Annotated in this window: 25 protein-coding genes; 11 read left to right on the forward strand and 14 right to left on the reverse strand. The window is 52.6% G+C overall.

Annotated features, from left to right (window positions below; translation table 11 throughout):
• Nucleotides 1–32 precede the first annotated feature (32 nt).
• The 3 genes from ETA_RS08785 to rnd all read left to right on the forward strand — a co-directional run bounded on the left by ETA_RS08785 (nt 33) and on the right by rnd (nt 3,745).
• Nucleotides 33–623 carry a Slp family lipoprotein gene (locus tag ETA_RS08785; protein WP_012441271.1) on the forward strand — a complete coding sequence of 197 codons (591 nt, stop codon included), beginning with the start codon at nt 33–35 and terminating at the stop codon, nt 621–623.
• A 206-nt stretch (nt 624–829) separates the two neighbouring features.
• Nucleotides 830–2,515 carry a long-chain-fatty-acid--CoA ligase FadD gene (fadD, locus tag ETA_RS08790; protein ID WP_157861842.1) on the forward strand — a complete coding sequence of 562 codons (1,686 nt, stop codon included), beginning with the start codon at nt 830–832 and terminating at the stop codon, nt 2,513–2,515.
• A gap of 120 nt (nt 2,516–2,635) precedes the next feature.
• Nucleotides 2,636–3,745: a ribonuclease D gene (rnd, locus tag ETA_RS08795; protein WP_042958850.1), complete on the forward strand. Its 1,110-nt coding sequence runs from the start codon at nt 2,636–2,638 to the stop codon at nt 3,743–3,745.
• A 52-nt stretch (nt 3,746–3,797) separates the two neighbouring features.
• On the opposite strand, the gene minE is transcribed toward rnd, so the two are convergent.
• The 3 genes from minE to minC are packed head-to-tail and all read right to left on the reverse strand — an operon-like array spanning nt 3,798 to nt 5,623.
• A complete protein-coding gene (minE, locus tag ETA_RS08800) occupies nt 3,798–4,073 on the reverse strand; it encodes a cell division topological specificity factor MinE (protein WP_012441274.1) in 276 nt (91 codons plus the stop codon).
• Nucleotides 4,074–4,076: 3 nt separating this feature from the next.
• Complete coding sequence (minD, locus tag ETA_RS08805) at nt 4,077–4,889, reverse strand: septum site-determining protein MinD (protein WP_012441275.1); 813 nt, start codon at nt 4,887–4,889, stop codon at nt 4,077–4,079.
• 41 nt (nt 4,890–4,930) lie between these two features.
• On the reverse strand, nt 4,931–5,623 hold the full coding sequence (gene minC, locus ETA_RS08810) for a septum site-determining protein MinC (protein WP_012441276.1): 693 nt from the start codon (nt 5,621–5,623) through the stop codon (nt 4,931–4,933).
• 150 nt (nt 5,624–5,773) lie between these two features.
• Here minC and ETA_RS08815 point away from each other — a divergent pair, with 150 nt between their 5' ends.
• The 3 genes from ETA_RS08815 to ETA_RS08825 all read left to right on the forward strand — a co-directional run bounded on the left by ETA_RS08815 (nt 5,774) and on the right by ETA_RS08825 (nt 7,415).
• Nucleotides 5,774–6,049: a YcgL domain-containing protein gene (locus tag ETA_RS08815; protein ID WP_012441277.1), complete on the forward strand. Its 276-nt coding sequence runs from the start codon at nt 5,774–5,776 to the stop codon at nt 6,047–6,049.
• Between the two features lie 193 nt (nt 6,050–6,242).
• Nucleotides 6,243–6,902, forward strand: coding sequence for a fumarylacetoacetate hydrolase family protein (locus ETA_RS08820; RefSeq protein ID WP_012441278.1), 660 nt, complete (start codon nt 6,243–6,245; stop codon nt 6,900–6,902).
• Between the two features lie 63 nt (nt 6,903–6,965).
• Nucleotides 6,966–7,415 carry a YcgN family cysteine cluster protein gene (locus ETA_RS08825; RefSeq protein WP_042958853.1) on the forward strand — a complete coding sequence of 150 codons (450 nt, stop codon included), beginning with the start codon at nt 6,966–6,968 and terminating at the stop codon, nt 7,413–7,415.
• A gap of 75 nt (nt 7,416–7,490) precedes the next feature.
• Here ETA_RS08825 and dsbB read toward each other — a convergent pair whose 3' ends face one another.
• Nucleotides 7,491–8,021 carry a disulfide bond formation protein DsbB gene (dsbB, locus tag ETA_RS08830; RefSeq protein WP_012441280.1) on the reverse strand — a complete coding sequence of 177 codons (531 nt, stop codon included), beginning with the start codon at nt 8,019–8,021 and terminating at the stop codon, nt 7,491–7,493.
• 303 nt (nt 8,022–8,324) lie between these two features.
• Between dsbB and fadR the strand changes: the two genes are divergently transcribed.
• Nucleotides 8,325–9,041: a fatty acid metabolism transcriptional regulator FadR gene (gene fadR / locus ETA_RS08835; RefSeq protein WP_012441281.1), complete on the forward strand. Its 717-nt coding sequence runs from the start codon at nt 8,325–8,327 to the stop codon at nt 9,039–9,041.
• Between the two features lie 62 nt (nt 9,042–9,103).
• Here the strand turns inward: fadR and ETA_RS08840 are convergent, their stop codons facing one another.
• Nucleotides 9,104–10,648: a SpoVR family protein gene (locus ETA_RS08840; protein ID WP_012441282.1), complete on the reverse strand. Its 1,545-nt coding sequence runs from the start codon at nt 10,646–10,648 to the stop codon at nt 9,104–9,106.
• Nucleotides 10,649–11,159: 511 nt separating this feature from the next.
• Between ETA_RS08840 and ETA_RS08845 the strand changes: the two genes are divergently transcribed.
• Together ETA_RS08845 and dadX are read left to right on the forward strand one after the other, a co-directional pair.
• Nucleotides 11,160–12,461, forward strand: a complete 1,302-nt coding sequence (locus ETA_RS08845) for a D-amino acid dehydrogenase (RefSeq protein ID WP_012441283.1) — start codon at nt 11,160–11,162, stop codon at nt 12,459–12,461.
• Between the two features lie 29 nt (nt 12,462–12,490).
• Nucleotides 12,491–13,561: a catabolic alanine racemase DadX gene (dadX, locus tag ETA_RS08850; RefSeq protein ID WP_012441284.1), complete on the forward strand. Its 1,071-nt coding sequence runs from the start codon at nt 12,491–12,493 to the stop codon at nt 13,559–13,561.
• Nucleotide 13,562: 1 nt separating this feature from the next.
• Here dadX and ETA_RS08855 read toward each other — a convergent pair whose 3' ends face one another.
• The 3 genes from ETA_RS08855 to ETA_RS08865 form a co-directional block, all read right to left on the reverse strand.
• Nucleotides 13,563–14,753 (reverse strand): multidrug effflux MFS transporter, encoded by a 1,191-nt coding sequence (locus ETA_RS08855; RefSeq protein ID WP_012441285.1) that lies wholly within the window; start codon nt 14,751–14,753, stop codon nt 13,563–13,565.
• Nucleotides 14,754–14,902: 149 nt separating this feature from the next.
• Nucleotides 14,903–16,372 (reverse strand): undecaprenyl-phosphate galactose phosphotransferase WbaP, encoded by a 1,470-nt coding sequence (wbaP, locus tag ETA_RS08860; protein WP_012441286.1) that lies wholly within the window; start codon nt 16,370–16,372, stop codon nt 14,903–14,905.
• Between the two features lie 405 nt (nt 16,373–16,777).
• A complete protein-coding gene (locus ETA_RS08865; RefSeq protein ID WP_012441287.1) occupies nt 16,778–18,499 on the reverse strand; it encodes a potassium/proton antiporter in 1,722 nt (573 codons plus the stop codon).
• 144 nt (nt 18,500–18,643) lie between these two features.
• Here ETA_RS08865 and ETA_RS19920 point away from each other — a divergent pair, with 144 nt between their 5' ends.
• Nucleotides 18,644–18,820: a hypothetical protein gene (locus ETA_RS19920; RefSeq protein ID WP_157861791.1), complete on the forward strand. Its 177-nt coding sequence runs from the start codon at nt 18,644–18,646 to the stop codon at nt 18,818–18,820.
• 440 nt (nt 18,821–19,260) lie between these two features.
• Here ETA_RS19920 and ETA_RS08870 read toward each other — a convergent pair whose 3' ends face one another.
• From ETA_RS08870 to ETA_RS08885, 4 genes are all read right to left on the reverse strand, one after another.
• A complete protein-coding gene (locus ETA_RS08870; RefSeq protein ID WP_042958855.1) occupies nt 19,261–20,016 on the reverse strand; it encodes a carboxymuconolactone decarboxylase family protein in 756 nt (251 codons plus the stop codon).
• Nucleotides 19,994–20,473, reverse strand: coding sequence for a (R)-mandelonitrile lyase (locus ETA_RS08875; RefSeq protein ID WP_042958857.1), 480 nt, complete (start codon nt 20,471–20,473; stop codon nt 19,994–19,996). Before ETA_RS08875 ends, ETA_RS08870 begins: the two co-directional genes overlap by 23 nt.
• A 47-nt stretch (nt 20,474–20,520) precedes the next feature.
• On the reverse strand, nt 20,521–21,582 hold the full coding sequence (locus ETA_RS08880; protein WP_012441290.1) for an alpha/beta hydrolase: 1,062 nt from the start codon (nt 21,580–21,582) through the stop codon (nt 20,521–20,523).
• A gap of 128 nt (nt 21,583–21,710) precedes the next feature.
• The gene (locus ETA_RS08885; protein WP_231853307.1) at nt 21,711–22,556 is read right to left on the reverse strand and encodes an oxidoreductase; all 846 of its coding nucleotides are present in this window, start codon (nt 22,554–22,556) and stop codon (nt 21,711–21,713) included.
• A 173-nt stretch (nt 22,557–22,729) separates the two neighbouring features.
• Here ETA_RS08885 and ETA_RS08890 point away from each other — a divergent pair, with 173 nt between their 5' ends.
• The gene (locus ETA_RS08890) at nt 22,730–23,689 is read left to right on the forward strand and encodes a LysR family transcriptional regulator (protein WP_012441292.1); all 960 of its coding nucleotides are present in this window, start codon (nt 22,730–22,732) and stop codon (nt 23,687–23,689) included.
• A gap of 1 nt (nt 23,690) precedes the next feature.
• Here the strand turns inward: ETA_RS08890 and ETA_RS08895 are convergent, their stop codons facing one another.
• Together ETA_RS08895 and yeaG are read right to left on the reverse strand one after the other, a co-directional pair.
• Nucleotides 23,691–24,968: a YeaH/YhbH family protein gene (locus ETA_RS08895; protein ID WP_012441293.1), complete on the reverse strand. Its 1,278-nt coding sequence runs from the start codon at nt 24,966–24,968 to the stop codon at nt 23,691–23,693.
• Between the two features lie 72 nt (nt 24,969–25,040).
• A complete protein-coding gene (gene yeaG, locus ETA_RS08900; protein ID WP_012441294.1) occupies nt 25,041–26,975 on the reverse strand; it encodes a protein kinase YeaG in 1,935 nt (644 codons plus the stop codon).
• Between the last annotated feature and the right edge of the window lie 14 nt (nt 26,976–26,989).

Below are 26,989 nucleotides of genomic sequence, written 5' to 3' on the forward strand. Positions count from 1 at the left end.
GCAGTCAAACTAGCATAATCAAGGGGGAGCCTATGCGTACAACAAAGTTTTGGCAGTTCAGTGGTTTGTTATTTGTTTCGCTGCTGTTGAGCGGTTGCATATCGGTGCCGGATGCGATCAAAGGCACGTCTGCCACCCCGCAACAGGACCTGGTGCGGGTGCTTAACGCACCACAGCTGTATATCGGACAGGAATCGCGCTTTGGCGGTAAAGTAATTAAGGTGGTTAACAGCAACGGTAAGACCCGTCTGGAAATCGCTGCCATGCCGCTGGATGAGGGCGCTACGCCGATCCTCGGCGCATCGTCCATCGGACGTATCTACGCCGACGTGATGGGATTTATTGACCCGGTAGACTTCAATGATCAGATGGTCACCGTGGTTGGCCCCATCAGCGGCGTCGAAAAAGGGAAAATAGGCGAGGCCCAGTACAGCTTCCTGGTTGTTAACGTCACCGGCTATCAGCGCTGGCACCGCAGCCAGCAGATTATCGCGCCTGCGCCTATCGATCCCTGGATCTGGTACGGTCCCGGCAATGGTCATCATCGTGGCGGTTATTGGGGGCCAGCACCCTGGGGCTACAATCCAGGTCCGGCACGGGTACAAACTATTCTTACCGAATAGCAGAATCAGACGCCATTAACATCACTGCATATCCGCACGATGGGATATGCAGTTTTTTATTGTATAGAGTCAAAATTTTAGTGATGGGCTTCGCAACCCCGTAAGCAGGTACGGGGGAAACTGGTATGATGAGTTAAAATAATGTTAACAGATACTGGCCTGTTGAGACTGTCATGACGAAAAATATTGAGTTTCGAGGTACTTCCTTGCATAAGGTTTGGTTAAATCGTTATCCCACCAGTGTGCCGCCAGAGATCAGTCCCGATCGCTACGGCTCGTTAATCGACTTGTTTGAACATGCTGCACTGCGCTATGCCGGGCAAACGGCGTTTATCAATATGGGGCAGAGCCTCTCTTTCCAGCAATTAGAGACCCGCAGCCGGGCCTTTGCGGCATACCTTCAGCAGGGGCTGGGCCTGAAGAAGGGCGATCGCGTTGCGCTGATGATGCCTAATCTGTTGCAGTATCCGATCGCCCTGTTTGGCGTGCTGCGTGCGGGTATGATTGTCGTTAATGTTAACCCGCTTTATACCCCACGAGAACTGGAGCACCAGCTGAAGGACAGCGGTGCCAAAGCCATCGTTATCGTTGCCAACTTTGCCCATACGCTGGAAACGGTGATGGATAATACCGAAGTGAAACACGTTATCCTGACTCATCTCGGCGATCAGCTGTCGATGATCAAAGGAACGCTGGTCAACTTCGTGGTTAAGCATATAAAGAAAATGGTACCAGCGTATCATCTTCCCGGGGCGATCTCTTTTCGTCAGGTGATGCAATCCGGGTTGCGGATGAAGTATGTCAAGCCGCATATCGTTAACGACGACCTGGCATTTTTGCAGTACACCGGGGGAACAACGGGCGTTGCGAAGGGGGCTATGCTGACCCATCGCAATATGCAGGCCAACCTCGAACAAACCAAAGCGACCTATGGTTCCCTGTTGAAAGCGGGTAAAGAAACCGTGGTTACCGCATTGCCGCTCTACCACATATTTGCCCTGACGGTGAACTGCCTGCTGTTTATCGAATTAGGGGGAGCAAACCTGCTGATCACCAATCCGCGCGACATTCCGGGCCTGGTCAAAGAGCTAAGCAAATGCCGGTTTACCGCCATTACCGGCGTCAACACCCTGTTTAACGCGTTACTGAATGATAAAGGCTTTAACCGGCTGGATTTCTCCTCGCTAAGCCTTTCCGCCGGTGGCGGCATGGCAATCCAAAAGGCGGTGGCGGAACGCTGGGAGAAGCTGACCGGTCACTATCTGCTTGAAGGTTATGGAATGACGGAGTGCTCACCGCTGGTTTCGGTCAATCCTTATGATATCGCGTGCCATAATGGCAGCATCGGTTTACCTGTGCCTTCTACTGATATTATGCTGGTTGATGATGCTGGAGATGAAACGGCGCCTGGAGAGCCGGGAGAGCTGTGCATTAAAGGCCCTCAGGTTATGCTGGGATACTGGCAGCGCCAGGATGCGACGGATGAAGTGCTAAAAAATGGATGGCTTCGCAGTGGCGATATTGTTACCGTTGATGACGAGGGCTTCCTGCGCATCGTCGATCGTAAAAAAGATATGATCCTGGTCTCAGGTTTCAACGTCTATCCTAATGAAATCGAAGACGTACTGATGCTTAATGCGAAAGTGGGTGAGGCGGCAGCCATCGGTGTTCCTGGTGATGCCGCCGGTGAAACGGTGAAAATATACGTCGTGAAGAAAGATGCTTCGCTAACCGCGGATGAACTGATCGCCCACTGTAAAAAGCATCTGACAGGATATAAAATCCCCAAAATTGTTGAGTTCCGCGCAGAATTGCCAAAGACTAACGTGGGCAAGATCCTGCGGCGCCAACTGCGCGAAGAAGCGATCGGCTCGTCGCAGCCGTCAGGCTAATGGCGCAAGATGTCCGTCGCGATACAGCATGCCGGGCTGCCGGCATTTTTTTTAAGCCCCTACCATTGACCACGGCGACTCATCGGCCGCTGGCGAGAGAACGTTAACTTGAATTACACCATGATCACCACTAACGCCGCGTTGTCCGAAGCCTGCCAGCGCGCCCGCCAGGTGCCGGCCCTGGCGCTGGACACTGAATTTGTGCGCACTCGCACTTACTATCCTCGTCTGGGGCTGATTCAGCTGTACGATGGTGAAACTATCTCCCTGATTGACCCACTCCCCATTACCGACTGGACGCCTTTCAGCGAACTCCTTCAGGATCAGAAAGTCATCAAATACCTGCATGCCGGCAGTGAAGATCTGGAGGTGTTCTGCCATGAGTTTGGCGTGTTGCCTCAGCCGATGATTGATACGCAGATCCTTGCCGCGTTTAGCGGACGTCCGCTATCCTGTGGTTTTGCCACCGTTGTAGAATCCTTTACCGGGATCGCCCTGGATAAGAGCGAATCACGTACCGACTGGCTGGCTCGCCCATTAAGCGAAAAGCAGTGCCAGTATGCGGCGGCGGATGTGTTCTATTTACTGCCGATTGCCGGCAAGCTGGTGGCTGAGGCGGAATCGGCAGGCCAGATGGCCGCAGCGCTCGACGAGTGCCGTCTGCTCTGTCAGCGCCGCACCACCGTGCTGGACCCACAGGAAGCCTACCGGGAGATCGCCAACGCCTGGCAGCTGCGCCCTCGTCAGCTGGCCGCATTACGCCTGATGGCCGCATGGCGACTGGAAACAGCGCGAGAAAAAGATATGGCGGTCAACTTTGTTGTGCGTGAGGAAAATCTGTGGAAGGTCGCACGCTTTATGCCTGGCTCACTGGGTGAGCTGGATCATTTAGGGCTATCAGGGCAGGAAATTCGTTTCCACGGCAAGATGCTGTTGGCCAAGATCGCCGAGGCGGAAGCATTGAATGAGGAGCAGTTACCGCAGCCGGTAGCTAATCTTATTGATTATCCACAGTATAAGCAGGTATTTAAAAGCCTGAAAGGCCTGGTGGCTGAAGCGGCGGAAGAGCATGGGGTCAGCCAGGAATTGTTGGCATCGAGGCGTCAGATTAATCAGCTACTAAGCTGGCACTGGCAGCTGAAACCCCAGCGGGGTAAGCCCGAACTGGTCGACGGCTGGCGTGGCGCGCTGCTGGGCTCAGGTATCGCAGAGATCCTGGCGACACACTGATTCAGCGAAATTTCCCCTGCTGAGGCAGGGGAATATCATGAGCAGGAAGAGATCATTTATGCACTTCTTCCGCTTCTGATTCAGGCAGCGTAACGTTCAGCTCAAGAATAGAGATGTCGTCGTCTTTTTGATCCAGCTTAACGCTCAGCATTTCTGGGTCAATTTTTACATATTTACAGATCACTTCCAAAATATCCCTTTTCAGCTGTGGCAGATAGTGGGGCTCACAGTCACCCCTTCTGCGTTCCGCCACAATAATCTGTAGCCGCTCCTTGGCTATATTGGCTGTGCTCTTTTTACGGGATAAAAAGAAATCGAGTAAGGCCATGGTTTATCCCCCAAACAGGCGTTTCAGGAAACCCTTCTTCTCTTCTTCAATGAAGCGGAAGGGACGTTCTTCTCCAAGAAGACGGTCGACGGTATCAGAATAGGCTTTACCTGCATCTGACTCAGCATCAAGGATAACCGGCTCACCCTGGTTTGATGCGCGTAACACGGACTGATCTTCTGGAATAACACCGGCCAGAGGAATACGCAGTATTTCCAGCACGTCTTCCATGCTGAGCATGTCACCACGATTAACACGTCCCGGGTTGTAACGGGTCAGTAACAGATGCTCTTTAATCGCATCCTGACCGTTTTCTGCCCGGCGAGACTTAGAAGAGAGAATGCCAAGAATGCGGTCAGAGTCACGTACGGAAGAGACTTCCGGGTTGGTAGTAATAATGGCTTCATCGGCGAAGTACAACGCCATCAACGCACCGGTTTCAATGCCCGCCGGCGAGTCGCAAACGATGAAGTCAAACTCCATCTTGTTCAGGTCCTCTAATACTTTCTCTACGCCATCACGCGTTAAAGCGTCTTTGTCACGCGTTTGTGAGGCAGGAAGAATAAAAAGATTCTCGGTGCGCTTGTCTTTGATCAGCGCCTGATTCAGGGTGGCATCACCCTGGATGACGTTAACAAAGTCATAAACGACACGGCGCTCACAGCCCATGATCAGATCAAGATTACGCAGACCGATATCGAAATCGATAACAACGGTCTTTTTACCTTTCTGAGCAAGACCGGTAGCGATGGCCGCGCTGGACGTAGTTTTACCCACGCCTCCCTTACCCGATGTAACAACAATTATGCGTGCCATATAGTGATTTCCTTAAAAAAGAAAAAGCTGGTGAGCATGGCTCAGTTCAATGCCTGGATTGTCAATGCGCCATCTTGAAGACAAAGACGCGACGCTTTTCCAAAAAATTCTGCCGGGATCTGATCCATAATCCAGTAATTACCGGCAATGGACACCAGCTCCGCGGATAGGCTGGTACAAAAAATCTGGCAGTTCTTATCGCCATTTGCTCCAGCAAGTGCACGGCCGCGCATCATCCCATAGATATGGATGTTACCGTCGGCGATCAGTTCAGCGCCGGCACTGACACTGCTGGTAATGATCAGATCGCAATCTTTGGCGTAAATTTGCTGGCCAGAACGCACCGGCGTAGAAATAAGCCGTGTTTTAGCTGTCGTTTGTACAGGCAAAGCAGCAATAGGGGGTGTGTCGGCACTGTTTTTCTGCTCTTTGCCTTCATTCAGCACGGGCAAGCCGGAACGCGCGATGGTCTGTTTTAACCGCTCATCTTTACAACCGCTAACGCCGACGATATGAAGACCGGTCGCCAGTATAGCCTGCTGCATTTGCCGCCAGTTTATCTCGCGGCTGAGGGCGGCAACATTGATAACAACGGGCGCATTTTTCAGAAAAGCAGGTGCCTGACTGACCTTTTCCTCAAGCGCATTTCGCACGATGGCAGGATCCGTGTGATGTAAATGAATAACCGACAGCGTAAAACTGCTGCCCTTCAACTCGATTGGCGATTGTGACATCTGTCCCGCTCTGTCCTGTTATTTCTCATCACGGATAAATATGCCATTACGGCGTCCCATCCGGACAGGTAATATTAAGAAGTTCTGCAAGCATGTTATAGTTACTGTTATATTCAGGCAAGCTACCAACTGGTTAATTCGAGTAAAAACATGTTTTGTGTGATCTACAGAAGTCCTCAGCGCGACCAAACCTATCTTTATGTTGAAAAAAAAGACGATTTCTCGCGCGTACCTGAAGCTCTCCTTAAAGGATTTGGCAAACCTAAGCTGGCGATGATACTGCCGCTGGACGGCAGCAAAAAGCTGGTAGGGGCCGACATTAAAAAAGTGAAAACCGCGTTGCGGGAAGAGGGGTTTTATTTGCAGCTGCCGCCACCGTTGGAAAGTTTGCTTAAGATACATCTTAGTGATGCCAATAAGGTTTAATCGGTTATTTTCAGCCCCCCTTTCTCATCGGCAGACAGCTGCGCGCTTAATTTTAAATCTGGCAGGGGCTAGCCCCTGAACGGCTGATCGTCACTCACCGAAAATAACGCTAAATGGCGTTATTTTCAGAATATTCGTCAAGTACGCGCCGGCAGCGTGCCGGCCAACGTCATCAATCAGACAGGGGAACAGCATGTATCAGCACCATAACTGGCAAGGCGCACTGTTGGATTTTCCGGTAAGTAAGGTGGTATGCGTAGGCAGTAATTATGCCCAGCATATTAAAGAGATGGGCAGTGCCACTCCGGCGGAGCCGGTACTGTTTATCAAACCGGAAACGGCGATGTGCGATCTCCGCCAGCCTCTGTCAATTCCGGATGACTTTGGTGCCGTACATCATGAGATCGAACTGGCGGTGCTGATTGGCTCTACGCTTAAACAGGCCAGCGAACGGCATGTTGAGCAGGCTATCGCCGGTTATGGCGTTGCGCTCGATCTCACGCTCCGTGAGGTGCAGACCGGATGTAAGCAGGCCGGGCAGCCGTGGGAAAAAGCCAAAGGTTTTGATAACTCTTGTCCGTTGTCGGGCTTTATACCGGCGAACGAATTTACTCACGATCCCCAGAGCGTAGCGCTTCAGCTGAAGGTTAACGGCGAAGTTCGTCAGCACGGCAGTACCGCCGATATGATCCACAAGATCCTGCCGCTAATTGCCTATATGAGTCGCTATTTCACCCTGCGGGCCGGGGACGTTATCCTGACCGGCACTCCGGCGGGCGTTGGCCCGATGCTGTCTGGCGATAAACTGCAGCTTTCACTAGGCGAACGTAGCATTTCAACGCGGGTGCTGTAGGGCTTGCATCTTATGCCCAAACCCCTTATAAGGTGCGGGTTTTTAATTTTACCGGATGCTACCATGACTGATAAACCTTTCTGGCAACATAAAACGCTGGAGAAAATGAGCGACGAGGAGTGGGAATCCTTATGTGATGGTTGTGGTCAATGTTGTCTGAATAAGTTGCAGGACGCCGATACGGATGAGATCTATTTCACCAACGTGGCCTGTAATCAGCTCAATATTAAGACCTGTCAATGCCGCAACTATGAGCAGCGATTTGAATTAGAAGAAGATTGCATTAAGCTCACCCGTGAAAATTTGCCGGGTTTCCAGTGGCTGCCGCCAAGCTGTGCTTATCGCGTTCTCGCCGAAGGGAAAACCCTGCCACCCTGGCATCCCTTGCGTAGTGGGTCGCGTGCGGCCATGCACGCCGCACGCATTTCCGTGCGCCATATCGCGGTGCCTGAAAGTGAGGTGGTTGACTGGGAAGAGCATATTATCAACCGCCCACGCTGGTACGGAAAATAACTCTACGTCAGGCTTGGCGTAATGCCTTAAAGCGGCGGTTGCTGGGGCCGGGCATCGATCGGCCCCAGCGGGCATTTAGCGCGAGAACAGATCGCGCTTTTTAGTGACAAATGCCTGAGCGATCAGTATCAGTACGGCAACCGCGAGGTAGGCCGCGAAGATGCCCGCCATCCACTGTGGCATCGAAAGCGTGAGGAACGACCAGGATTTCACCGCGCAGTCGCCACTGGCCACAAACACCGAGGGTAACCATTTATCCAGGGGTAACCAGGACGGGAAGCGAGCAGCAAAATCACAGGTAACGAAAGGGGAAGGGTGCAGCTGCATCATCGTGTGTTCCCATGAAAGGCGCAGTCCTTCCCAGGCACCGTAAAGCCACAGCAAAATAGCGGCCCAGCGTAGCGGTGTTTTTGGCGCAATGGCACCAACGATGCCCGCGCCCATCACGCCAAACAGGGCGCAGCGCTCATAAATACACATTACGCAGGGAGGGAGCTGCATAACGTGTTGAAAAAAGAGTGCGCTCATTTCCAACGCAAAAGCGGTCAGTGCTAACAAAAGCCAGGCTCCCCGGCCTTTAGAACAGCGATTAAGATATCTCAACATGAGTCAGTCCGTTATAAGAGGCGTTTACCCGGCAGTTTAAACCAAAAGCGGCGGCGTGCCATCCTACCTGAATCAAATTTAAGTCTCAAATAAACTTAAATAAATTGATATCCGGGTTCCTGCGCGGTTTATTTCGTCATTGGGCGCATGCGTTTCGCGCAGGGTAACCGCACCGGAAGAGATAAAATATCTGAATTTTGTCAGCGATCTCCTTTTGGCCGAATGGCTGGTTAGGTGATGCCGGGGGCCTCTGTTATGATGAAGGCAATTTTCAAGTTATAAACGTAACGGAAAGAGAACGCTATGGTCATTAAGGCGCAGAGCCCGGCGGGGTTCGCGGAAGAGTATATTATTGAAAGTATCTGGAACAGTCGCTTCCCTCCGGGATCGATTCTGCCCGCAGAACGTGAACTCTCCGAACTGATAGGCGTTACCCGGACAACCTTACGTGAAGTTTTGCAGCGACTCGCGCGTGACGGCTGGCTGACGATACAACACGGCAAGCCAACGAAGGTGAACAACTTCTGGGAAACGTCCGGGCTGAGTATCCTTGAAACGCTGGCACGCCTTGACCACGACAGCGTACCGCAGCTGATCGATAATCTGCTGTCCGTACGCACCAACATCTCTTCAATCTTTATCCGCCGCGCTATCCGAACCTATCCTGATAAAGCGCGCGAGGTGCTGGAAACGGCAAACGAGGTTGAGGATCAAGCTGAAGCCTATACGCGCCTTGACTACAGTATTTTCCGCGGGCTGGCATTTGCTTCAGGTAACCCTATTTATGGTCTGATCCTTAACGGGTTGAAAGGGCTCTATACCCGGGTGGGTCGTCACTACTTCTCGAATCCCGAGGCGCGCCGCCTTGCTCAAGGTTTTTATCAGCAGCTTCTGAATATTCTGCATACCAAACAGTACGAACTGATCGTTGACAGCGTTCGTGACTACGGCCGCCGAAGCGGTGAGATCTGGCACGGCATGCAGGTCAGTATGCCAACCGAGCTGCTCCCAGCCCGCTAATGGCTTAACGGCTGTGAGATGAGTCCGCGCTACTCATCTCACAGAGTTAGTGGATTTACGCTTTAAATGCCCAGCGTCGCACCCGGCCGGGGTGGACAACGGTCGAGACTCTCAACGCTGCCATCCTCATTCTGCTGTTCAAGTTTAATATCAAAGCCCCACAGTCGATGCACGTGTTTCAGCACTTCACGTCGACTGTTATCCAGCGGCGTGCGCTTGTGAGGGACATAGCGCAGCGTTAAAGAGCGGTCACCGCGTAAATCCACGTCATATACCTGAATGTTAGGTTCCAGATTACTCAAATTATACTGAGCGGACAGCTGTTGGCGAACGGCGCGATAACCGGCCTCATCATGAATGGCGGAAATTTCCAGATAATTATTGCGGTCATCATCCATGACGGTAAACAGCCGCAGGTCACGCATGACTTTCGGCGACAGAAACTGGCTGATGAAACTTTCATCTTTAAATTCGCGCATGGCGAAGTGCAGGGTATCCAGCCAGTTCGAGCCCGCAATATCAGGGAACCAGTGGCGATCTTCTTCAGTAGGCTGCTGACAAATTCGCTTAATGTCCTGGAACATGGCGAACCCAAGTGCATAAGGATTAATCCCGTTATACCACTGGCTGTTATAGGGGGGCTGAAATATCACGTTGGTATGGCTGTGTAAAAACTCCAGCATAAAGCGCTCCGTCACTTTCCCTTCATCATAAAGATGGTTGAGGATTGTGTAATGCCAGAATGTCGCCCAGCCCTCATTCATAACCTGGGTTTGCTTCTGCGGATAGAAATACTGGCTTACTTTTCGCACAATGCGCAGGCATTCTCGCTGCCAGGGTTCCAGCAGGGGAGCATTTTTTTCCATGAAATAAAGCAGGTTTTCCTGCGGCTCGGCCGGGTAACGTGCGCTGGCATGCGGCGTTTCTTCATGCTCACGGCGCGGGAGGGTGCGCCACAGCATATTGACCTGGCTTTGCAGATACTCCTCACGGCTTTGCTGGCGCGCCTTCTCTTCCAGCAGTGAAATTTTTTGCGGACGTTTATAGCGGTCAACGCCGTAGTTCATCAGCGCGTGGCAGGAATCAAGCAGACGTTCCACCTGCTCGATGCCATACCGCTCCTCACACTGAGAAATATAGTTACGTGCGAAGATAAGGTAATCAACAATTGAACCGGCATCGGTCCAGCTGCGAAACAGATAATTATTTTTGAAGAAAGAGTTGTGGCCGTAACAGGCGTGCGCCATCACCAGCGCCTGCATCGTCATGGTATTTTCTTCCATCAGATAAGCGATACAGGGATTGGAGTTAATGACAATTTCATATGCCAGGCCCTGCTGCCCATGCTTATAGCGCTGCTCTGTTTCAATAAATTTTTTGCCGAAGGACCAGTGGGCATAGTTTATTGGCATACCCACGCTGGAATAGGCATCCATCATTTGTTCAGAGGTGATCAGCTCAATCTGATGGGGGTAGGTTTCCAGCCGATAGAGTTTTGCTACACGGTCGATCTCTTTAAGGTAAACGTCAAGCAGGTCAAAGGTCCAGTCTGGTCCATCATTGAGTCGTTGATTGTCCTTAACAGGAAGGTCAAAAATCGTAGTCATAGCGCACTCCTTTTTACAAATCCGGACCGGCGGGCAAGAAAAGGTCCGTTTGCAGAACGACCAGCCAGCCCGTTATCGCAGCGCTAACTTAGCCTTGAAGTAAACCCATTGTCTCAATATTAGTTCACTGTCTCTTATCCCTCTCGTGAAAACAACGGAAATTTCCGATAAAAAATGCAGCTGTGAGAAAAAAAAGATCACCGCATAAGGTTAGAGGCAGTTTTAGCCTTATGTTTCAGGATAATATCCTGTTTTATCGCTCTTTTATGATTTAAGAGAGAATATGCTGACGCCTGGGAATATAGACTTTTTGTAAAACATTCTATGCTGCAAAACACCTTAATTGAGTATTTACGACTTAATTGACGGGCCAATGTTGTTTTCACGTCGCTTTAATGTGAAGAATACTTGAAAAATATCAGCTGCTTTGAGCCTTTCACTTTGGTGTATTTATCCATCTCTTGGTGAGAATCTCAGCAGATTATTCTATCTTGAACCTGATGAGGTCGGTATGCGTGTTGTCATTCTGGGTAGTGGAGTGGTTGGCGTTGCAAGCGCCTGGTATCTGGCTCAGGCTGGCCATGAAGTCACGGTGATTGACCGTCAGCCCGCTCCGGCGCTGGAAACCAGCGCCGGAAATGCCGGACAAATATCTCCTGGCTATGCCGCCCCCTGGGCTGCGCCCGGCGTGCCGCTCAAGGCTGTGAAATGGATGTTCCAGCGCCATGCACCGTTAGCAATCCGTCTTGACGGAAGCCGTTACCAGCTGGAATGGATGTGGCAGATGCTACGAAACTGCGATATGCGCCACTATCAGCAAAATAAAAGTCGTATGGTGCGTATTGCAGAATACAGTCGCGATTGCCTTAAAGCGTTACGCGAGCAGACCGGTATTGCTTATGAAGGTCGCCAGGGGGGAACGCTGCAGCTGTTCCGCACTGCGCAGCAGTTCGAAAGCGCCGCGAAAGACATCGCGGTATTGCGCGAAGCGGGAGTTCCATACCAGCTGCTCGAGGCGGCGCAGCTGATCGAGGCGGAGCCTGCGCTGGCCGCTTCGCAGCACAAACTGAGCGGAGGGTTACGCTTACCTAACGATGAAACCGGAGACTGCCAGCTTTTCACTCAACGACTGGCAGAAATGGCGATGGCTGCCGGGGTACACTTTCGTTTCAACACGCCGGTTGATGCGCTGTTACAGGACGCCAACCAAATATGCGGCGTACAATGCGGCAGCGAACGGGTGACCGCCGATGCCTATGTTGTGGCGTTAGGTTCATTCTCTACCGAATTGCTCAATCATATTGTTAAAATCCCGGTCTACCCTCTGAAGGGCTACTCGCTGACCATCCCGATTACCGATGAAAAGGCCGCGCCGCTGTCGACCGTGCTTGATGAGACCTATAAAGTGGCCATCACTCGTTTTGACAACCGCATTCGCGTTGGGGGCATGGCAGAAATTGTCGGTTTCAACACGCAGCTGTTGCCCGCACGCCGCAAAACGCTGGAGATGGTCGTTCGCGATCTCTATCCGCACGGAGGAGATATCGGCCGGGCAACGTTCTGGAGCGGCCTGCGCCCGATGACCCCGGATGGCACGCCCGTGGTTGGCCGTACCCCGTTGAAAAATCTGTACCTTAATACCGGTCATGGTACTCTTGGCTGGACTATGGCCTGTGGTTCTGGTCAGCTGCTGGCAGACATTATCTCCGGGCGTACTCCGGCTATTTCTGCTGACGACCTGTCGGTTATACGCTATCTGCCGGGATTTTATCCGGCCCCCGTACGTGCGCTTCACGGTGTCAACGTTGGTTAACTCATCGCAAAACTCTACAAGGAGAGGGTATGTCTCGTCCGATTGTCGCAACGATAAACCGCGCCGCGTTGCGGCAAAACCTGGCAATAGCGCGGCAGGCCGCCGGCGGTTCACGCCTGTGGTCGGTGGTCAAAGCTAACGCTTATGGTCATGGTATTGACCGCGTGTGGCAAAGCCTGGCTGAAACCGATGGTTTTGCCTTGCTCAACCTTGAAGAAGCGATACTGCTGCGTGAGCGCGGCTGGAAAAAACCCATTCTTTTACTGGAAGGTTTTTTCCACCCGGCCGATCTGGAGATCCTCGACCGTTATCGTCTGACAACCAGCGTGCACAGCAACTGGCAGATCAAGGCGTTGGCAGAGGCAAAGCTTTCGGCACCGTTAGATATTTATCTCAAGATGAACAGCGGCATGAACCGGCTTGGTTTCCAGCCCGAACAGGTTAATAACGCCTGGCAGAAGCTGCGCTCGCTGAAAAATGTTGGCGAGCTGACGCTGATGGCACACTTTGCTGACGCTGAAAGCACGGAAGGCGTTGCCGAACCGCTGAAGCGGATTGAACAGGCAGCAGAAGGGCTTGAATGCCCTCGTTCGCTGGCTAACTCGGCCGCCACGCTATGGCATCCACAGACGCATCATGACTGGGTTCGTCCCGGTATTATTTTGTATGGCGCTTCCCCCAGCGGCAGGTGGCAGGATATTGCCGGGAGTGGGCTGCAGCCGGTCATGACCCTCACCAGCGAAATCATCGGCGTACAGCAGCTCGCTGCCGGTTCCTGCGTGGGCTACGGCAGCCGCTATCGCGCGAGCGGCAGTCAGCGTATTGGCGTGGTGGCGTGCGGCTATGCCGACGGCTATCCGCGTCATGCTCCCACCGGCACCCCAATCAGGGTTGATGGGGAAATGACCCAGGTTGTGGGGGCTGTTTCAATGGATATGATAACGGTTGATTTGACGCCGTGCCCGCAGGCGGGCATTGGCAGTCAGGTTGAGCTTTGGGGGAACAGCGTCAAAATTGATGACGTGGCGTCAGCATCCGGCACCGTGGGCTATGAGCTGATGTGTGCGCTCGCCCAGAGGGTGCCGGTGCAGACAGAGTAGGCTAGAGCGAGGTCAGCGTACCGCGTACCGATTGACTCACGCGCCAGGCGACCAGCGCCAGCAGCGCCCCGACGACCATCACCAGTCCGAGGGCTGATTTTTCCGCCACGGGAAGTGTCATCGCTATCAAACCTGCCGATGCGCCTCCCGCCATTTGAATACAGCCAGCCAGCGCGGAAGCAACACCTGCCTGCTGCTGGTACGGCTCCAGGGCATAGCTGGTGGCCGGACCGACGATAAATGCCAGACCGGCCACGGCGATAGCGACCGGCAGCATATAAAGCAGCCAATGTGTCTGCCAGCTTCCGGGTAGCAGTAGCACCCCGGCCATCAGCACGACGGCACCCGTTGTCATGGCCACTGCGCCCGTCGCCAGGCAGAATGGGCGGCCCACACGACGAATAATTTTATTGACCAGCACGCTGACCAGCATGATCCAGAAGCCGTTGGCCCCAAAAACCATCGAAAATTGCAGGGCGCTGAGCTGACCTTCGGTCATCAGCACATGCGGGGCCAGGGAGACATAGGTCAGTACCATACCGAGCGCCCCGGCATTGGCAAAGGCAAAGGCGAGGAATCGCGGCTGCCGTAGGATATTCCAGTACTGCGCTAAGGGCAGACCCTTAACCTTTTGCGTATCAAGAGGGCGCGTTTCCGGCAGGAAGAGCGCTATCAGAGCGGCGATAAACACGGCGTAGGCCGCCAGAAACCAGAAATTTGCCCGCCAGCCAAACGCATCAGCCAGAACCCCGCCCAGCATGGGTGCCAGCGCAGGAACGATATTCAACGCCCCATTCAGGAAGCCATAGGCACGCGCCGCGTCATCACCGTCCAGCCTATCGCGGACGCCGCTGAAGGCAACCACGGCGGTGCAGCACACGGCACAACCCTGAATGATGCGCGCACAAAGAAATTGCGGCCAGCCGCTGGCGGTCGCAGCCAGCGCGCTTCCGGCAACGTAAAGCAGCAGGCCGATCAGCGCGATGGGTTTGCGACCGAAATTATCGACCAGCGGGCCAGAAATAATTTGTCCCAGGCCCATCACCAGCAGGAAAAGTGGAATGGTGGTCTGGATGGTGGTGACCGGCGTGTTCAGCCCGAGGGCGATATCAGGCAACGTGGGCAGATAGAGATCGATTCCCAGCGGAGCAAGCAGGATCAGGCTGAGCAGTAGCAGAGTAAAGTTTCGCATGGCAAAGGTCGTGTCCGGATTAAAGCAAGCCTGACAGGGTAGAGTTAACTGATGAAAAAGAAAAGCGGGAATTTAGGATAGTGGCTGCATACAGCAGCGGTTATGCCTGGCGTGAAGGCATAACCGTGGGTCGTTGTGTGCAGGATAATTTAGTAAGCCCCGTCGCGGCGCAGTACCACGCCAACGGTTTTAAATAAAATGGCGATATCGGTCCACAGCGCCCAGTTTTTTACATACCAGGAATCAAAATAGACGCGCGTGTCGTAGTCGATATCGTTGCGCCCACTCACCTGCCATAGCCCCGTCATGCCAGGCTTCGCCATCAAATAATAATCGACATCCCCGGCATAACGCTCCAGCTCGGCTTCGATCACCGGACGTGGACCCACCAGGCTCATGTCTCCGCGGATCACATTCCACAGCTGCGGCAGTTCATCCAGGCTGGTTTTGCGCATTAGCGCGCCGATTTTCGTGACGCGCGGATCGTTTTTCAGCTTGAAGTCTTTATCCCATTCTTTACGCGCCTCCTCGTCCGTCGCCAGGAGATTTTCCAGTACCTCCGAGGCGTTCATCACCATTGAGCGGAACTTCAGGCATTTGAATTTCTTCCCATCCTGCCCAATTCGCTCATGGCCATATATCGGGCTGCCTCGATCGCGGCTGACCAACCAACAGATGACCCCAAAGACCGGAGCAAGAAAGAGCAGCAGCAGGGAGGCAACGATAATATCGAAGGTACGCTTCAGAAAGCGCGAGGAGCGCTTTGCCAGGTTATTACTGACGCGTAGCAACATCACTTCATGGCTGAAGACAAACGACATGTCCGTGCCATAAAGCGGTACGCCGCGCAGTGTGGGAACCACGGAAACAGAACGGCACTTCTTACTGGAGAGCAGCTTTAACCATCGGTCGCGCATGGCACGCTGTTCGTTTTCGACCGCTACAATAAACTGGGTATTATCAAGATCAACCGTTTCCCAGAGTATATCCTGGTGGCCAATGACCGGGATGCCGTTAAAGCTGTCCCCAATCGCCGCACTGTCCGCCGGCGCGACAAACGCCTTGACGTCATAACCGAGCAGTTCTTCACTTTGCAATGCCGCGAAAGCCTCATGGGCATTTCTGCCGCAGCCAATGATAATGGTATGTTTCTGCCAGTGGCCGATTTTAAGGATAGTGTTTTTGACGCACGAACGCAGAAGCGGCACGAGGATCAGCGCGTACATCCAGGTAAAGCTCCACAGCGTGCGTGAGAAGTCCCATTTTGAAAACGCAATCAGTGCCAAATCTAATAAAGAAAAGATAACGAGCGTTTTGATAATTTCTTTTAATTCAAACCAAAAGGGTTTGCGATAAGTATAGTGACGTAGCCGTATCCAGAACCAGGAAATACATAACAGGGACATGGCGGCTTGAGTAATAAAGCGGATTTCTATTTGCTGGTCTGGAATGAATATATCCAGCTTTCCCCAGATTACTTTGACGGTGACGACGGAGAGGAAGAGGGCTAAATTGATTGAGAACAAATCTGATAAACTTAGCGCGACTTTGGCAATGACATTTTTTTGCGAGCCGCTTAATGTTCGGCGGCTGTCTTTTATTACCAGAGTACTTGTCATAATCTATGCTCTCTTTGATGAAGGAACATCGGGCTGTGTAAGATAATGTATGGGTCGGAAGCCGTTATATTACATCCTCGGATTGACGAACCGGTCTTGAGAGGCGCGTTTTGCCAAAGGTCGAAAATTGACAAGGCTAAAATAGCCGGGTCATTTATTGTTTTGCCACATTATAAAGAGGCCAGTATGCAGCAGTAGACAGTTTTCGTTAATACAGGAAATTCCTAAAAGAACGCAAGGCGTTAATTAAAGATAAATCTCTGTTAAATAATTAAAGGCTGCGTTAAATGAGTAGTAAAATAAGCTTCTTTGACAATAAGATAAAAGAAAAAAACCGCCGGAAAAATGGGCGGTTTCAGAGGGCGGCTTGTTAATAATATGAGGAAATAGAGTACGGTTTAAGGGCTACTCTTCCTGTACCTTGACGCCGATCTTGATGATTTCATTAGCTTCCTTTTCGGCTACCGTCCACAGCATATTTTTCCACTCCACCTGGTCGCCCACCACCGGCGCACCGCCGATAATGCCGGAAACCAGTTGGCCGAGCGTTTGCCGGAGATCCGTGCCTTCATCCAGCTCAATGCCGTATATTTGTGAAACATCCTGTAGTAGGGCATCCGCCTGCAGAATAAAGTCACCAAAGAAACGCTGGTCTAATGACACCGGAGGCGACTGGCTAAACAGTTTACCCAGCGCGGCAAGATCGCACTCCCGACCAATGACGCACAGCACATCATTTTCTTTCAGGCGAGTGCTGCCGGTCGGATGGAGCAGCAGGTTATCGCGAAACAGGGCGGCGATCCGCGTTTCACGCGGCATACGCAGGTCGCGCAGGGCCGCGCCAATGCACCACTTATCCGCGCTGAGCTGGTACACAAACTGCTCCCAGGGATTTTCGGGGTGAATATCCAGCCCGATACGAGATATGGGTGAAGCCAGTGGGGGAACCACCACTCGAGCCTTATGCGCAGCCCATCCGAGCGACGTTCCCTGGACCATCAGTGAAACCAGTACGATGAAGAAGGCGATGTTGAAAAACAGTGACGCATGCGGCAAGCCCGCCATCATCGGAAAGACCGCGAGGATAATGGGTAAGGCTCCACGCAGCCCCACCCAGCTGATGAAAAGGCGTTCGCGAATATTAAATCCACGGAAGGGTAACAGCCCGATGATAACGGAAAGCGGGCGAGCCACCAGGATCAGGCAGAGCGAAAGCAGGGTGGCAGGCAGCGCGATATTCCACAGGTCGGCAGGGTTAACCAGCAGGCCCAGCACCAGAAACATACCGATTTGACTCAACCACGCCATGCCATCAAACGTTTGCAGGATCCCATGCCGGTTACGGATGGGGCGGTTGCCCAGAATAAAACCACACAGGTAGACGGCAAGAATACCGCTGCCTTCCAGCACTGTGGTGAGTGAGAAAACCAGAATGCCGCCGCTGACGGCCAGCAAAGGGTAGAGGCCGCTGGCTAAGGATACGCGGTTAATGACCTGTAGCAGCGCCCAGCCGCCGCCCAGGCCAAGCACAATTCCTAGTCCGAACTGCTGTACCAGATGAACGACGAACATCCAGCTAAGCCCGGTTTGCCCCTGCTGGATCATCTCAATAAGGGTAATGGTAAGAAAGACCGCCATCGGATCGTTGCTGCCTGATTCAATTTCCAGCGTGGCGCTGACGCGCTCATTAAGGCCCTTTCCGCCCAGCAGTGAGAATACGGCCGCGGCGTCGGTAGAGCCAATGATAGCACCGACCAGGAAACCATTGAGCAGATTGAGGTCGAACAGCCACGCGGCGGCCAGCCCGGTCAGTCCGGCGGTGATCAGCACGCCTACTGTCGCCAGGGAGAGCGCGGGGCCTAACGCTACGCGAAAAGAACTGGCCTGGGTGCGCATCCCGCCGTCAAGCAGGATCACGGCCAGGGCCAGATTGCTGATCAGGTATGCTGCGGGATAATTATCAAAGGCGATGCCGCCGATACCGTCAACGCCAGCCAGCATGCCAAGTGCGAGGAAAATAACCAGTATGGGGATCCCAAGCTTCGACGAAAAGGAGCTAAGCAGTATGCTCGCGGCGACCAGCACTGAACCAATGATGAAGAGACTGTAGATCGCGCTGGCTTCCAATGGGCTTTTCTCCTGTTAAAAATAAGAACGGATTTACAGTGTGTTGTAAGACAACGTTAATTGTCAAAAACGGCAGATGAATCAAGCGAATTTTGTCCACTATATGAGTGCCTCGCTATAATAGCGTAAAACGCAGAGGAATATATGCCTCTCATTGCACCAGAAAAGGCCATCGACTGGCGAATGGCCAGCAGGATGAGCGCCAACAAAAATATAACAAGTGCAGGCTTTACCGCCGTTGCATTTCCCGGTCGTCGGATGATGGCGATAAAAGTATTGAAGCGGCTTGAAGTGATGAATTTAGGGCATCAATCTCGTTGAATAAAAAGGGGGGGAGTGCAATCATTCATTCTTCAGGGTAGGAAATAGGGTATCCACCCTCAGCCATGAGAATGTCAGCGAACCCTGTCATGCCTGAATGCATGCCTGCAACGACCAGTTTTCCCTGACAGCCTGTTCCAGGATTGTTTTCCGCGTTTCTTCGGCCAGAACGGGATCGACGTCAAACACAATGGAAACCGATGGGTAGGCTGACTAGACGTGTGGGAAGCGGTCGGTATCTCCCCATATCAGAAGGCATCGATCGCCCGAATTGATTCGGTATCCCGTATGGCCCGGTAACCAAATAGCGGTAATGCCTTCAGCTATTGGGGTTTCATCAATAAAAGTTTGACCGAACTGGAGTGACGGGCGGGCTGTTTTTACGTGTTTTAATGACATCCAGTGCGGCATAATCCTTTATGCCGACAGTGCTTTATCGATTACCTTGACGCCTGTTGCAGTGCAAGATCGGCACGCGTTGCGGCATCATTTTCACCGTGTTCACGCAAAACCTGTACCAGCTGGCGCAGCTGCCCGTGCGTCAGCCCGACCCGCAGACTGCCGCGCATATGCGACAGCAGCTGCGCCTCCACGCCCGACGTAGCGGCTAAAGCCCCCACCGTTGCCAGTTCACGGCTCTGCCAGTCGAGGTTATCACGCGCAAAAATATCGCCGAAAAGGTGCGTTTGTAAAAACTGATTAATCACCGGGGCAAATTCAAACAGAGGCCCTTTTACCGCAGTACCCGCAATTTTTGTCTGGTTCGCCAGGCCAACGCGTCTTAGCTCATCACCCACCGGAACAAGGGCGGCAGGCTCCTTACCCTGTTCGTCCCGTATGCCGCGCTGTTGACGAGAGTCGATAACCTTCATCAGTTCGGTGAGAGCATTGAGACTACGTGGGAAGCCGGTATAGGCGTAGAGCTGTACCAGAATTTCTTTGATTTCATTAACCGTCAGTCCGGCATCAAGCCCCTGATTGAGAGCCGTATTGAGCTTGTCCATCCTGCTGCTTGCCATGTAGCAGGCTATCAGTGGAATAAACTGCTGCCGTGCTGAAAGCCTGTCGCTCACCTTTTGCTGAGCATGACTATCGGTACCCTCCGGCCGGAGGGTGGCTGCATCCGACGTTGAATAACTGCTCATCAGGGTGAGCGCCGCCGCCGCCGCCGTTTTAACGCGCGTGATATTGTTCATCTGTCACCTTTTCCATCCAATTAACGCTGTGTCCATTGACTACGCCGGTGACCGCCAGATGCGTCATGGCACTGCCGGGCGCAGCGCCGTGCCAGTGCCTGACGCCCGGCGGACAGAAAATCACGTCACCAGGGTGAATAACCTGCACGGGCTGCCCCTCCTGCTGAGTAAGGCCTGTGCCGGAGGTGACGATCAGCCGCTGGCCAGCCGGATGCGTATGCCATGCTGAGCGGGCTCCCGGTGCGAAAGTGACGCAGGCGGCAGAGACGCTGATATCGCGGTCTGCCTTGAATAACGCATCAACGCGAACGCGCCCGGTAAAATGGTCGGGCGAGCCATAAACCGCACTGCGGGTAACGGCTGGATTGACGGGTATGCAGTCGTTGCGCTGTTCTGCCCATGAGGAAAAGGTATTAAGAGACAGTAACAGCCCGAAACAGATCCTCTTTCTTTGCATTGAAAGCGCCTTTTTTAGCCGGTTAATAGGCGGGACCCCTGTCAGGATCACAGCTCTTTGTTATAGAAGCCTGTCAGATCGGCAGAAATTTGATTGACGTAGGGCTGCTTCCAATAGGTTTCGATATGGCTTGCTCCCTTTATTTTCAGCAACTTTTTATTTTGCGTGCCGGTGGCTTTTCCAAATGCCTGTTCGGTCATATACAGGGTGTCAGCCTCGGAACCGGCAATCATTAATAAAGGTTGCTGAATAAGATCAATATGATCGGTGGCGTCAAACGCCATCAAATCCATCAGGCTGCTGGTGGTATAGCGGGGCGTTGAATTAGGGTGGTAGTGCGTTTTCCCATAATACTCGAAACCTTCACGGTATAAGCCTGCCGGCATCTTAGCGATGTCCTCACTGGACAAATTTTTCAAATCGACATCGGCGCTATACTTCACATCGCCCTTGAACTCTGATGTCCGAGCCGCGCTGGCCTCCTGTAAACGTTGTTGGATGGTGGCGATTTGGCTGTCCTGCATCCCGTTACGGCGGACCAGCCCGCTGTTGAACATACTCACCGTGGCAACGGCTTTGACACGTTTATCACTCTGTACGGCGGCGAGGGTATAGCCCCCTCCGCCACAAATGCCCAATGCGCCAATGCGCGTATTATCTGCACCGGGATAAGTTTGAATAAAATCAACCATGCCATGAATATCGTTAATACGATTGAACGGTTTATCCGTGTTATGCGGCTGCCCGCCGCTGGCTCCCTGATAGGCGGCGTCGGCCGCTACAACAAGATATCCTTGCTCCGCCAGGCGCTGGGCATACAAGCCTGCCACCTGTTCCTTTACACCGCCGTTAGGATGCGCCACAACGATTGCCGGATATTTTTTTTCAGCATTATAGTTGGCGGGGGTATAGACATTCGCAGCAATATCAATGCCGTTAACTTTATAATGGACGGTGTGGATATTGACCTTACCCGCTTCATTTTTTGTAATAGCACCGTCGTAGGCCAGAGTGAAGGGATTTTTTTTATAATCAGCGGCAATAGCATCGGCCGTCATAGCTACGGCAGTCGATAAAATAAGGGTTGAAATAATACTTTTTGAATTCATGAGTCCGCCTTGAGTTAATGAACATCTGCACGGCAGAGCGCCTCACAACAATCAGTGATGCCGCAACGGTGCACAGTCATTATTGCAATAAATAATAGGAAGAAGAGGTCGTTAATATTGGCTAAAGATCAGCGTTCGCTTTCAGGATAATCAGCGCTCTGAGATAAATCGGCCCACTGCTCAAATTCGCCGCCCAGCGCGGCGAGTTTTTCCCGCACCATATCCAGCCCCGGTTTGCCGAGTACTAAATGTAGCGGTGGTGTGGGATCGTTGAGCGCGGTGACGATCGCTTTTGCCGCACGGGCCGGATCTCCGGGCTGTTGACCACTGTTCAGATTCATATCGCTAACACGATCGTGCACGGTTTTTTTGTAGGCGGCGATAGGGTGCCTGGCCATCTGAAGAGAACGACCGGCCCAGTCGGTACGGAACGGCCCCGGCAGGACGACGGTCACCCCCAGTCCAAGAGGCGAAACTTCTTTGAACAGGGATTCGGAGAAACCGATCAGGGCAAATTTGGTTGCGGCATAGTAGCCTGAACCGGGGTTACCTATCATTCCACCCACGGAGGAGATGTTGACGATATGTCCGGAACCTCTTTTCCTCATGCCCGGCAGCAGCGCACGGGTCAGCGCAACAGGAGCAAAAACGTTCGTTTCAAATAATTTTCGGTAGTCATCCTCTTCGGCTTCTTCAACCGCGGCGATATATCCGTAGCCGGCATTATTGACCAGCACGTCGACCCCACCGCGCTGCTCGACGAATTTAACGACAGCCTGAATATCCTCCTTACGGTTCACATCCAGCGTTAGCGCACAGGCGTTATCGTGACCTTCGGTAAGCTTATGCAGGCTGTCTGCATTTCTTGCCGTTGCAAAGACCTGTTCGCCGCTGCCGATCAGATACTCGGCCAGAGCATATCCCAGTCCCGTAGAACATCCCGTTATTAACCAGCTGCGTTGTTTTTGCTTCATAAGCATGTCCCCTTGCTGATATTGTTTGTTTTATCACCATTTGGTGATGCCCTTAAACTATAATTGATTAATGATGCAATACAATGAGCATAATGATTGATGCTGTGTTGAACAATATTCAATAATAAGTGTAAGCTGGGCCCCGTCGCCAACTTGCAAGAGGCCTCCCTTCGATGTCACGGATTACCTTACCGGAGCTGAGTGTATTTATCTCACTGGCCAGGCAGCTCAATTTCAGTGCGACGGCGCGTGAACTCGGGGTGTCAACCTCGGCCTTAAGCCATTCGATTCGTAAACTTGAAGCGCGGATGGGTATGCAGTTATTTACCCGCACCACCCGATCCGTGGCGCTGACGGAGGCGGGCGCGCAGCTTTTCAGACGCGCAGCGCCAGCCATTAACGAGTTGGAACAGGCTATCCATGAAGTCAATTCCTCCAGGGATCGGCCCTCAGGAACGATCAGGATCAGCGCAGCAGAAGCCGGTGCAAGGCCACTTATTCAGAATATGCTGCCTGATTTTTTCAAAACCTATCCGGATATCCATGTTGAGTTTGTTGTCGATACGCGTTATGTCGATATCGTGGCGGATGGATTTAATGCCGGCATTCGCCTGCTGGAGGATGTTCCGCTGGATATGGTGGCGATCCCCTTTGGCCCGGAAACGATCCGCATTGCTGCCGTAGCGTCACCGGATTACCTGGCAAAGCACGGTTGCCCGGCATCGCCGGATGACCTCAGAAATCATCAATGTATACGCTTTCGCTTTCTTAGCGGAGCGCTTTATCATTGGGACTTGGAGTATCGCGGGCGCAGCACGAATGTGAACGTCAACGGCCCCATGACGTTAGGAAACACGAATTTGATGGTGGATGCCGCGCTGGCGGGGATCGGGATCGCTTGGGTGCCCGACTACCACGTTCATGGGCATCTTCGCGATGGTCGCCTGATTCAGGTGCTTCCCGAGTGGAGCCCGTCAGTAAGTCGAATCTGTCTCTATTACCCGGTTAACCACCATCAGCCGCTGGCGCTTAAGCTCTTCTGTGACGCCCTCAGGGAGTGGGCAAAAGCAGAGTCAGTCAATCCGGGCCAGAGTAGCGCCCCAGCCGGCAGAGCGCCGACCGAGGCAGGGTAGTCTAATAATTTTCCTCGGCCTGTTTTTTGAACAACTCGCGGAATACCGGATAAATATCCTCCGGTTCGCGAATGTGCTGTATGGCAAAATTATCAAAGGTGGCCTGCAGATGTTCATACTCGCGCCACAGGCTTTGATGGGCGCGGCGGGTGATCTCAATATAGCTGTAGTAGCGCACTACCGGCAGGATCTGCCTGGACAGAATGTCATGGCACAGCGGAGAGTCATCCGCCCAGTTATCGCCGTCCGAGGCCTGTGCCGCATAGATGTTCCATTGCGCCGGGTCGTAACGTTCCTTCACCACCTCATCCATAAGTTTTAGCGCGCTGGATACGATAGTCCCCCCCGTTTCCTGTGAGTAGAAGAACTCCTGCTCATCGACTTCCTTCGCCTGGGTATGATGGCGTATGTACACCACGTCGACATTTTTATAGGTTCTGCTTAAGAACAGATAGAGCAGAATATAAAAACGTTTGGCCATGTCCTTGGTCGGCTGATCCATCGAACCCGACACGTCCATCAGGCAGAACATCACTGCCTGGCTGGAGGGTTCGGCGCGCTTTTCAAAGTTTTTGTAACGCAAATCGAAAGTATCAATAAAAGGTACGCGCTTGATGCGCGCGCGCAGGTCGGCGATGTCATTACGCAAACGCTGCTCTTCGAGAAGTTGGGCAGGTTCGCTGTTTTCCACCCGCAGCAGATTTTCTTCCAGTTCAGCCAGACGGCGGCGTTTACCTGACGTCATGGCCGTGCGCCGCGCCAGCGAATTCTGCAATGAGCGAACCACGCTGATATTGGCCGGCACGCCGTTGGCGGTGTAGCCTGCGCGATGCGTCTTATACTCATTAAGTTGCCGGTGCTGGTTTTTCTTCAGATGCGGCAGCGCTAAATCTTCGAACAGCAGGTCGAGATACTCGTCTTTAGAAATATTGAAAACGAACTCATCCTGTCCTTCACCGTCCTTGCCTGCGTTACCCTGGCCGCTGCCGCCAGCGCCGCCTCCCTGGGGGCGATCGACCCGGTCATTTTGAACAAAATGATCGTTGCCTGGATGCACGCGATAGCGCTCGCCGCCGCGCCCCTGGTGAAAGCTGGGTTCGTTGATATCTTCAATGGGTATTGAGACCGATTCACCGCTCTCAACGTCGGTAACCGAACGCTTATTGATGGCCTCGGAGATCGACTGCTTAATTTGCGACTTGTAACGGCGCAAAAAACGCTGGCGATTGACCGCGCTTTTATTTTTGCCGTTGAGACGCCGATCGATAAAATAGGCCATAGCTCCCCCAAACATGGTTGCAGGCCGGGAAAGGCTCACCGCCTTTAACCCGGCCGGATGCGACTGTCAGCATCAGGACGATTTTCTTACGCGCAAATACCATTCGCACAGCAGGCGAACCTGTTTGCGGGTATAACCTTTCTCCATCATTCGATCGACGAAATCATCGTGCTTTTTCTGCTCGTCGCTGGACGTCTTGGCGTTAAATGAGATGACGGGCAGCAGCTCCTCCGTATTGGAAAACATTTTTTTCTCAATCACGGTGCGTAGCTTCTCATAACTGGTCCAGTTCGGATTACGTCCGCTGTTATGAGCGCGTGCGCGCAACACAAAGTTAACGATCTCATTGCGGAAGTCTTTTGGATTGCTGATCCCAGCCGGTTTTTCTATTTTTTCCAGCTCTGCGTTCAGCGCTTCGCGGTCAAACAGCTGGCCGGTATCCGGATCGCGATACTCCTGATCCTGGATCCAGAAATCAGCATAGGAAACATAACGGTCGAAAATGTTTTGTCCATATTCTGAATAGGACTCAAGATAGGCCGTCTGAATTTCCTTACCGATGAACTCGGCATATTTGGGGATCAGATAGCCTTTCAGGAATTCAAGATATTTTTCAGCCTGCTCCTGTGGGAACTGCTCGCGATCGATCTGCTGTTCCAGCACGTAAAAGAGATGGACCGGGTTCGCGGCGACTTCGGCGTGGTCAAAATTAAACACGCGCGAAAGGATTTTGAAGGCAAAACGCGTGGACAGCCCGTTCATGCCCTCGTCGACGCCAGCATAGTCGCGATACTCCTGATAGGATTTCGATTTAGGATCGGTATCCTTCAGGCTTTCACCGTCATAGACGCGCATTTTTGAATACGTGCTGGAGTTTTCCGGCTCTTTTAGGCGTGAAAGGATGGTGAAGCGAGCCAGCGTTTCCAGCGTGCCGGGTGCGCAGGGTGCATGCGCCAGCTCGCTGTTGACCAGCAGTTTTTCATAGATTTTCATCTCTTCAGAAACGCGCAGGCAGTAAGGCACCTTGACAATGTAAACACGGTCAAGGAAGGCCTCATTATTTTTGTTATTACGGAAAGTAACCCATTCTGATTCATTTGAGTGCGCCAGAATAATCCCGTTGAAAGGCAGAGCAGAGATGCCTTCTGTGCCGTTATAGTTCCCTTCCTGGGTGGCGGTAAGCAGCGGATGCAGCACCTTGATCGGGGCTTTGAACATCTCGACGAATTCCATAATCCCCTGGTTTGCCCGGCACAGCGCGCCAGAATAGCCATAAGCATCAGGGTCGTTCTGCGCGTGATCCTCCAGCTTACGAATATCGATTTTACCCACCAGCGCCGAGATGTCCTGGTTATTTTCATCGCCAGGTTCCGTTTTGGCGATGGCAACCTGTTCCAGTATCGACGGCCAGACCTTCACCACCTTAAAGCGCGTGATATCTCCACCGAACTCATTCAGTCGTTTGGCGGCCCAGGGTGACATAATGGTGCCAAGATAACGGCGGGGCACACCGTATTCCTTGTCGAGAATATGGGCATCTTCATGAGGATTAAACAGACACAGGGGGTGGTCATTCACCGGGCTCCGCTCGCCATTGGCGGTGAGCATATAAATCGGCACGCGCTGCATCAGTGATTTCAGCCGTTCAGCAAGAGAGGATTTACCTCCACCCACCGGTCCCAGCAGGTAGAGAATTTGCTTCTTCTCTTCAAGCCCCTGCGCAGCGTGTTTAAGGTAAGAAACGATCTGCTCGATAGCGTCTTCCATGCCATAAAATTCTTCAAACGCCGGGTAGCGTGCGACTACGCGGTTAGAGAAAAGACGCGAAAGGCGAGGCTCAAGAGCGGTATCAACCATCACCGGTTCACCAATAGCCATTAACAGTCGTTCCGCCGCATTGGCGTAGGCACTGCGATCCTGGCGACAAATAGTCAGGAACTCCTGCAGTGTGAACTCTTCGTCCTTGGCAGCCTCATAACGCTGACGATAGTGATCGAATATATTCATGGCGATGCCCGTCC

The sequence above is a fragment of the Erwinia tasmaniensis Et1/99 genome, from assembly GCF_000026185.1.
Classification (GTDB): Bacteria; Pseudomonadota; Gammaproteobacteria; order Enterobacterales; family Enterobacteriaceae; genus Erwinia; species Erwinia tasmaniensis.

Bases quoted from the DNA above. Each gene is read 5' to 3' on its own strand.
- ETA_RS19920 (WP_157861791.1), top strand. From the start codon at position 18,644: ATGCCTCTCATTGCACCAGAAAAGGCCATCGACTGGCGAATGGCCAGC.
- ETA_RS08875 (WP_042958857.1), bottom strand. From the start codon at position 20,473: ATGCAAAGAAAGAGGATCTGTTTCGGGCTGTTACTGTCTCTTAATACC.
- ETA_RS08855 (WP_012441285.1), bottom strand. From the start codon at position 14,753: ATGCGAAACTTTACTCTGCTACTGCTCAGCCTGATCCTGCTTGCTCCG.
- ETA_RS08815 (WP_012441277.1), top strand. From the start codon at position 5,774: ATGTTTTGTGTGATCTACAGAAGTCCTCAGCGCGACCAAACCTATCTT.
- minE (WP_012441274.1), bottom strand. From the start codon at position 4,073: ATGGCCTTACTCGATTTCTTTTTATCCCGTAAAAAGAGCACAGCCAAT.
- fadR (WP_012441281.1), top strand. From the start codon at position 8,325: ATGGTCATTAAGGCGCAGAGCCCGGCGGGGTTCGCGGAAGAGTATATT.
- rnd (WP_042958850.1), top strand. From the start codon at position 2,636: ATGATCACCACTAACGCCGCGTTGTCCGAAGCCTGCCAGCGCGCCCGC.
- ETA_RS08885 (WP_231853307.1), bottom strand. From the start codon at position 22,556: ATGAAGCAAAAACAACGCAGCTGGTTAATAACGGGATGTTCTACGGGA.
- ETA_RS08870 (WP_042958855.1), bottom strand. From the start codon at position 20,016: ATGAACAATATCACGCGCGTTAAAACGGCGGCGGCGGCGGCGCTCACC.
- ETA_RS08785 (WP_012441271.1), top strand. From the start codon at position 33: ATGCGTACAACAAAGTTTTGGCAGTTCAGTGGTTTGTTATTTGTTTCG.
- minC (WP_012441276.1), bottom strand. From the start codon at position 5,623: ATGTCACAATCGCCAATCGAGTTGAAGGGCAGCAGTTTTACGCTGTCG.
- ETA_RS08845 (WP_012441283.1), top strand. From the start codon at position 11,160: ATGCGTGTTGTCATTCTGGGTAGTGGAGTGGTTGGCGTTGCAAGCGCC.
- ETA_RS08820 (WP_012441278.1), top strand. From the start codon at position 6,243: ATGTATCAGCACCATAACTGGCAAGGCGCACTGTTGGATTTTCCGGTA.
- ETA_RS08840 (WP_012441282.1), bottom strand. From the start codon at position 10,648: ATGACTACGATTTTTGACCTTCCTGTTAAGGACAATCAACGACTCAAT.
- ETA_RS08880 (WP_012441290.1), bottom strand. From the start codon at position 21,582: ATGAATTCAAAAAGTATTATTTCAACCCTTATTTTATCGACTGCCGTA.
- dsbB (WP_012441280.1), bottom strand. From the start codon at position 8,021: ATGTTGAGATATCTTAATCGCTGTTCTAAAGGCCGGGGAGCCTGGCTT.
- ETA_RS08825 (WP_042958853.1), top strand. From the start codon at position 6,966: ATGACTGATAAACCTTTCTGGCAACATAAAACGCTGGAGAAAATGAGC.
- ETA_RS08890 (WP_012441292.1), top strand. From the start codon at position 22,730: ATGTCACGGATTACCTTACCGGAGCTGAGTGTATTTATCTCACTGGCC.
- ETA_RS08895 (WP_012441293.1), bottom strand. From the start codon at position 24,968: ATGGCCTATTTTATCGATCGGCGTCTCAACGGCAAAAATAAAAGCGCG.
- minD (WP_012441275.1), bottom strand. From the start codon at position 4,889: ATGGCACGCATAATTGTTGTTACATCGGGTAAGGGAGGCGTGGGTAAA.
- dadX (WP_012441284.1), top strand. From the start codon at position 12,491: ATGTCTCGTCCGATTGTCGCAACGATAAACCGCGCCGCGTTGCGGCAA.
- wbaP (WP_012441286.1), bottom strand. From the start codon at position 16,372: ATGACAAGTACTCTGGTAATAAAAGACAGCCGCCGAACATTAAGCGGC.
- yeaG (WP_012441294.1), bottom strand. From the start codon at position 26,975: ATGAATATATTCGATCACTATCGTCAGCGTTATGAGGCTGCCAAGGAC.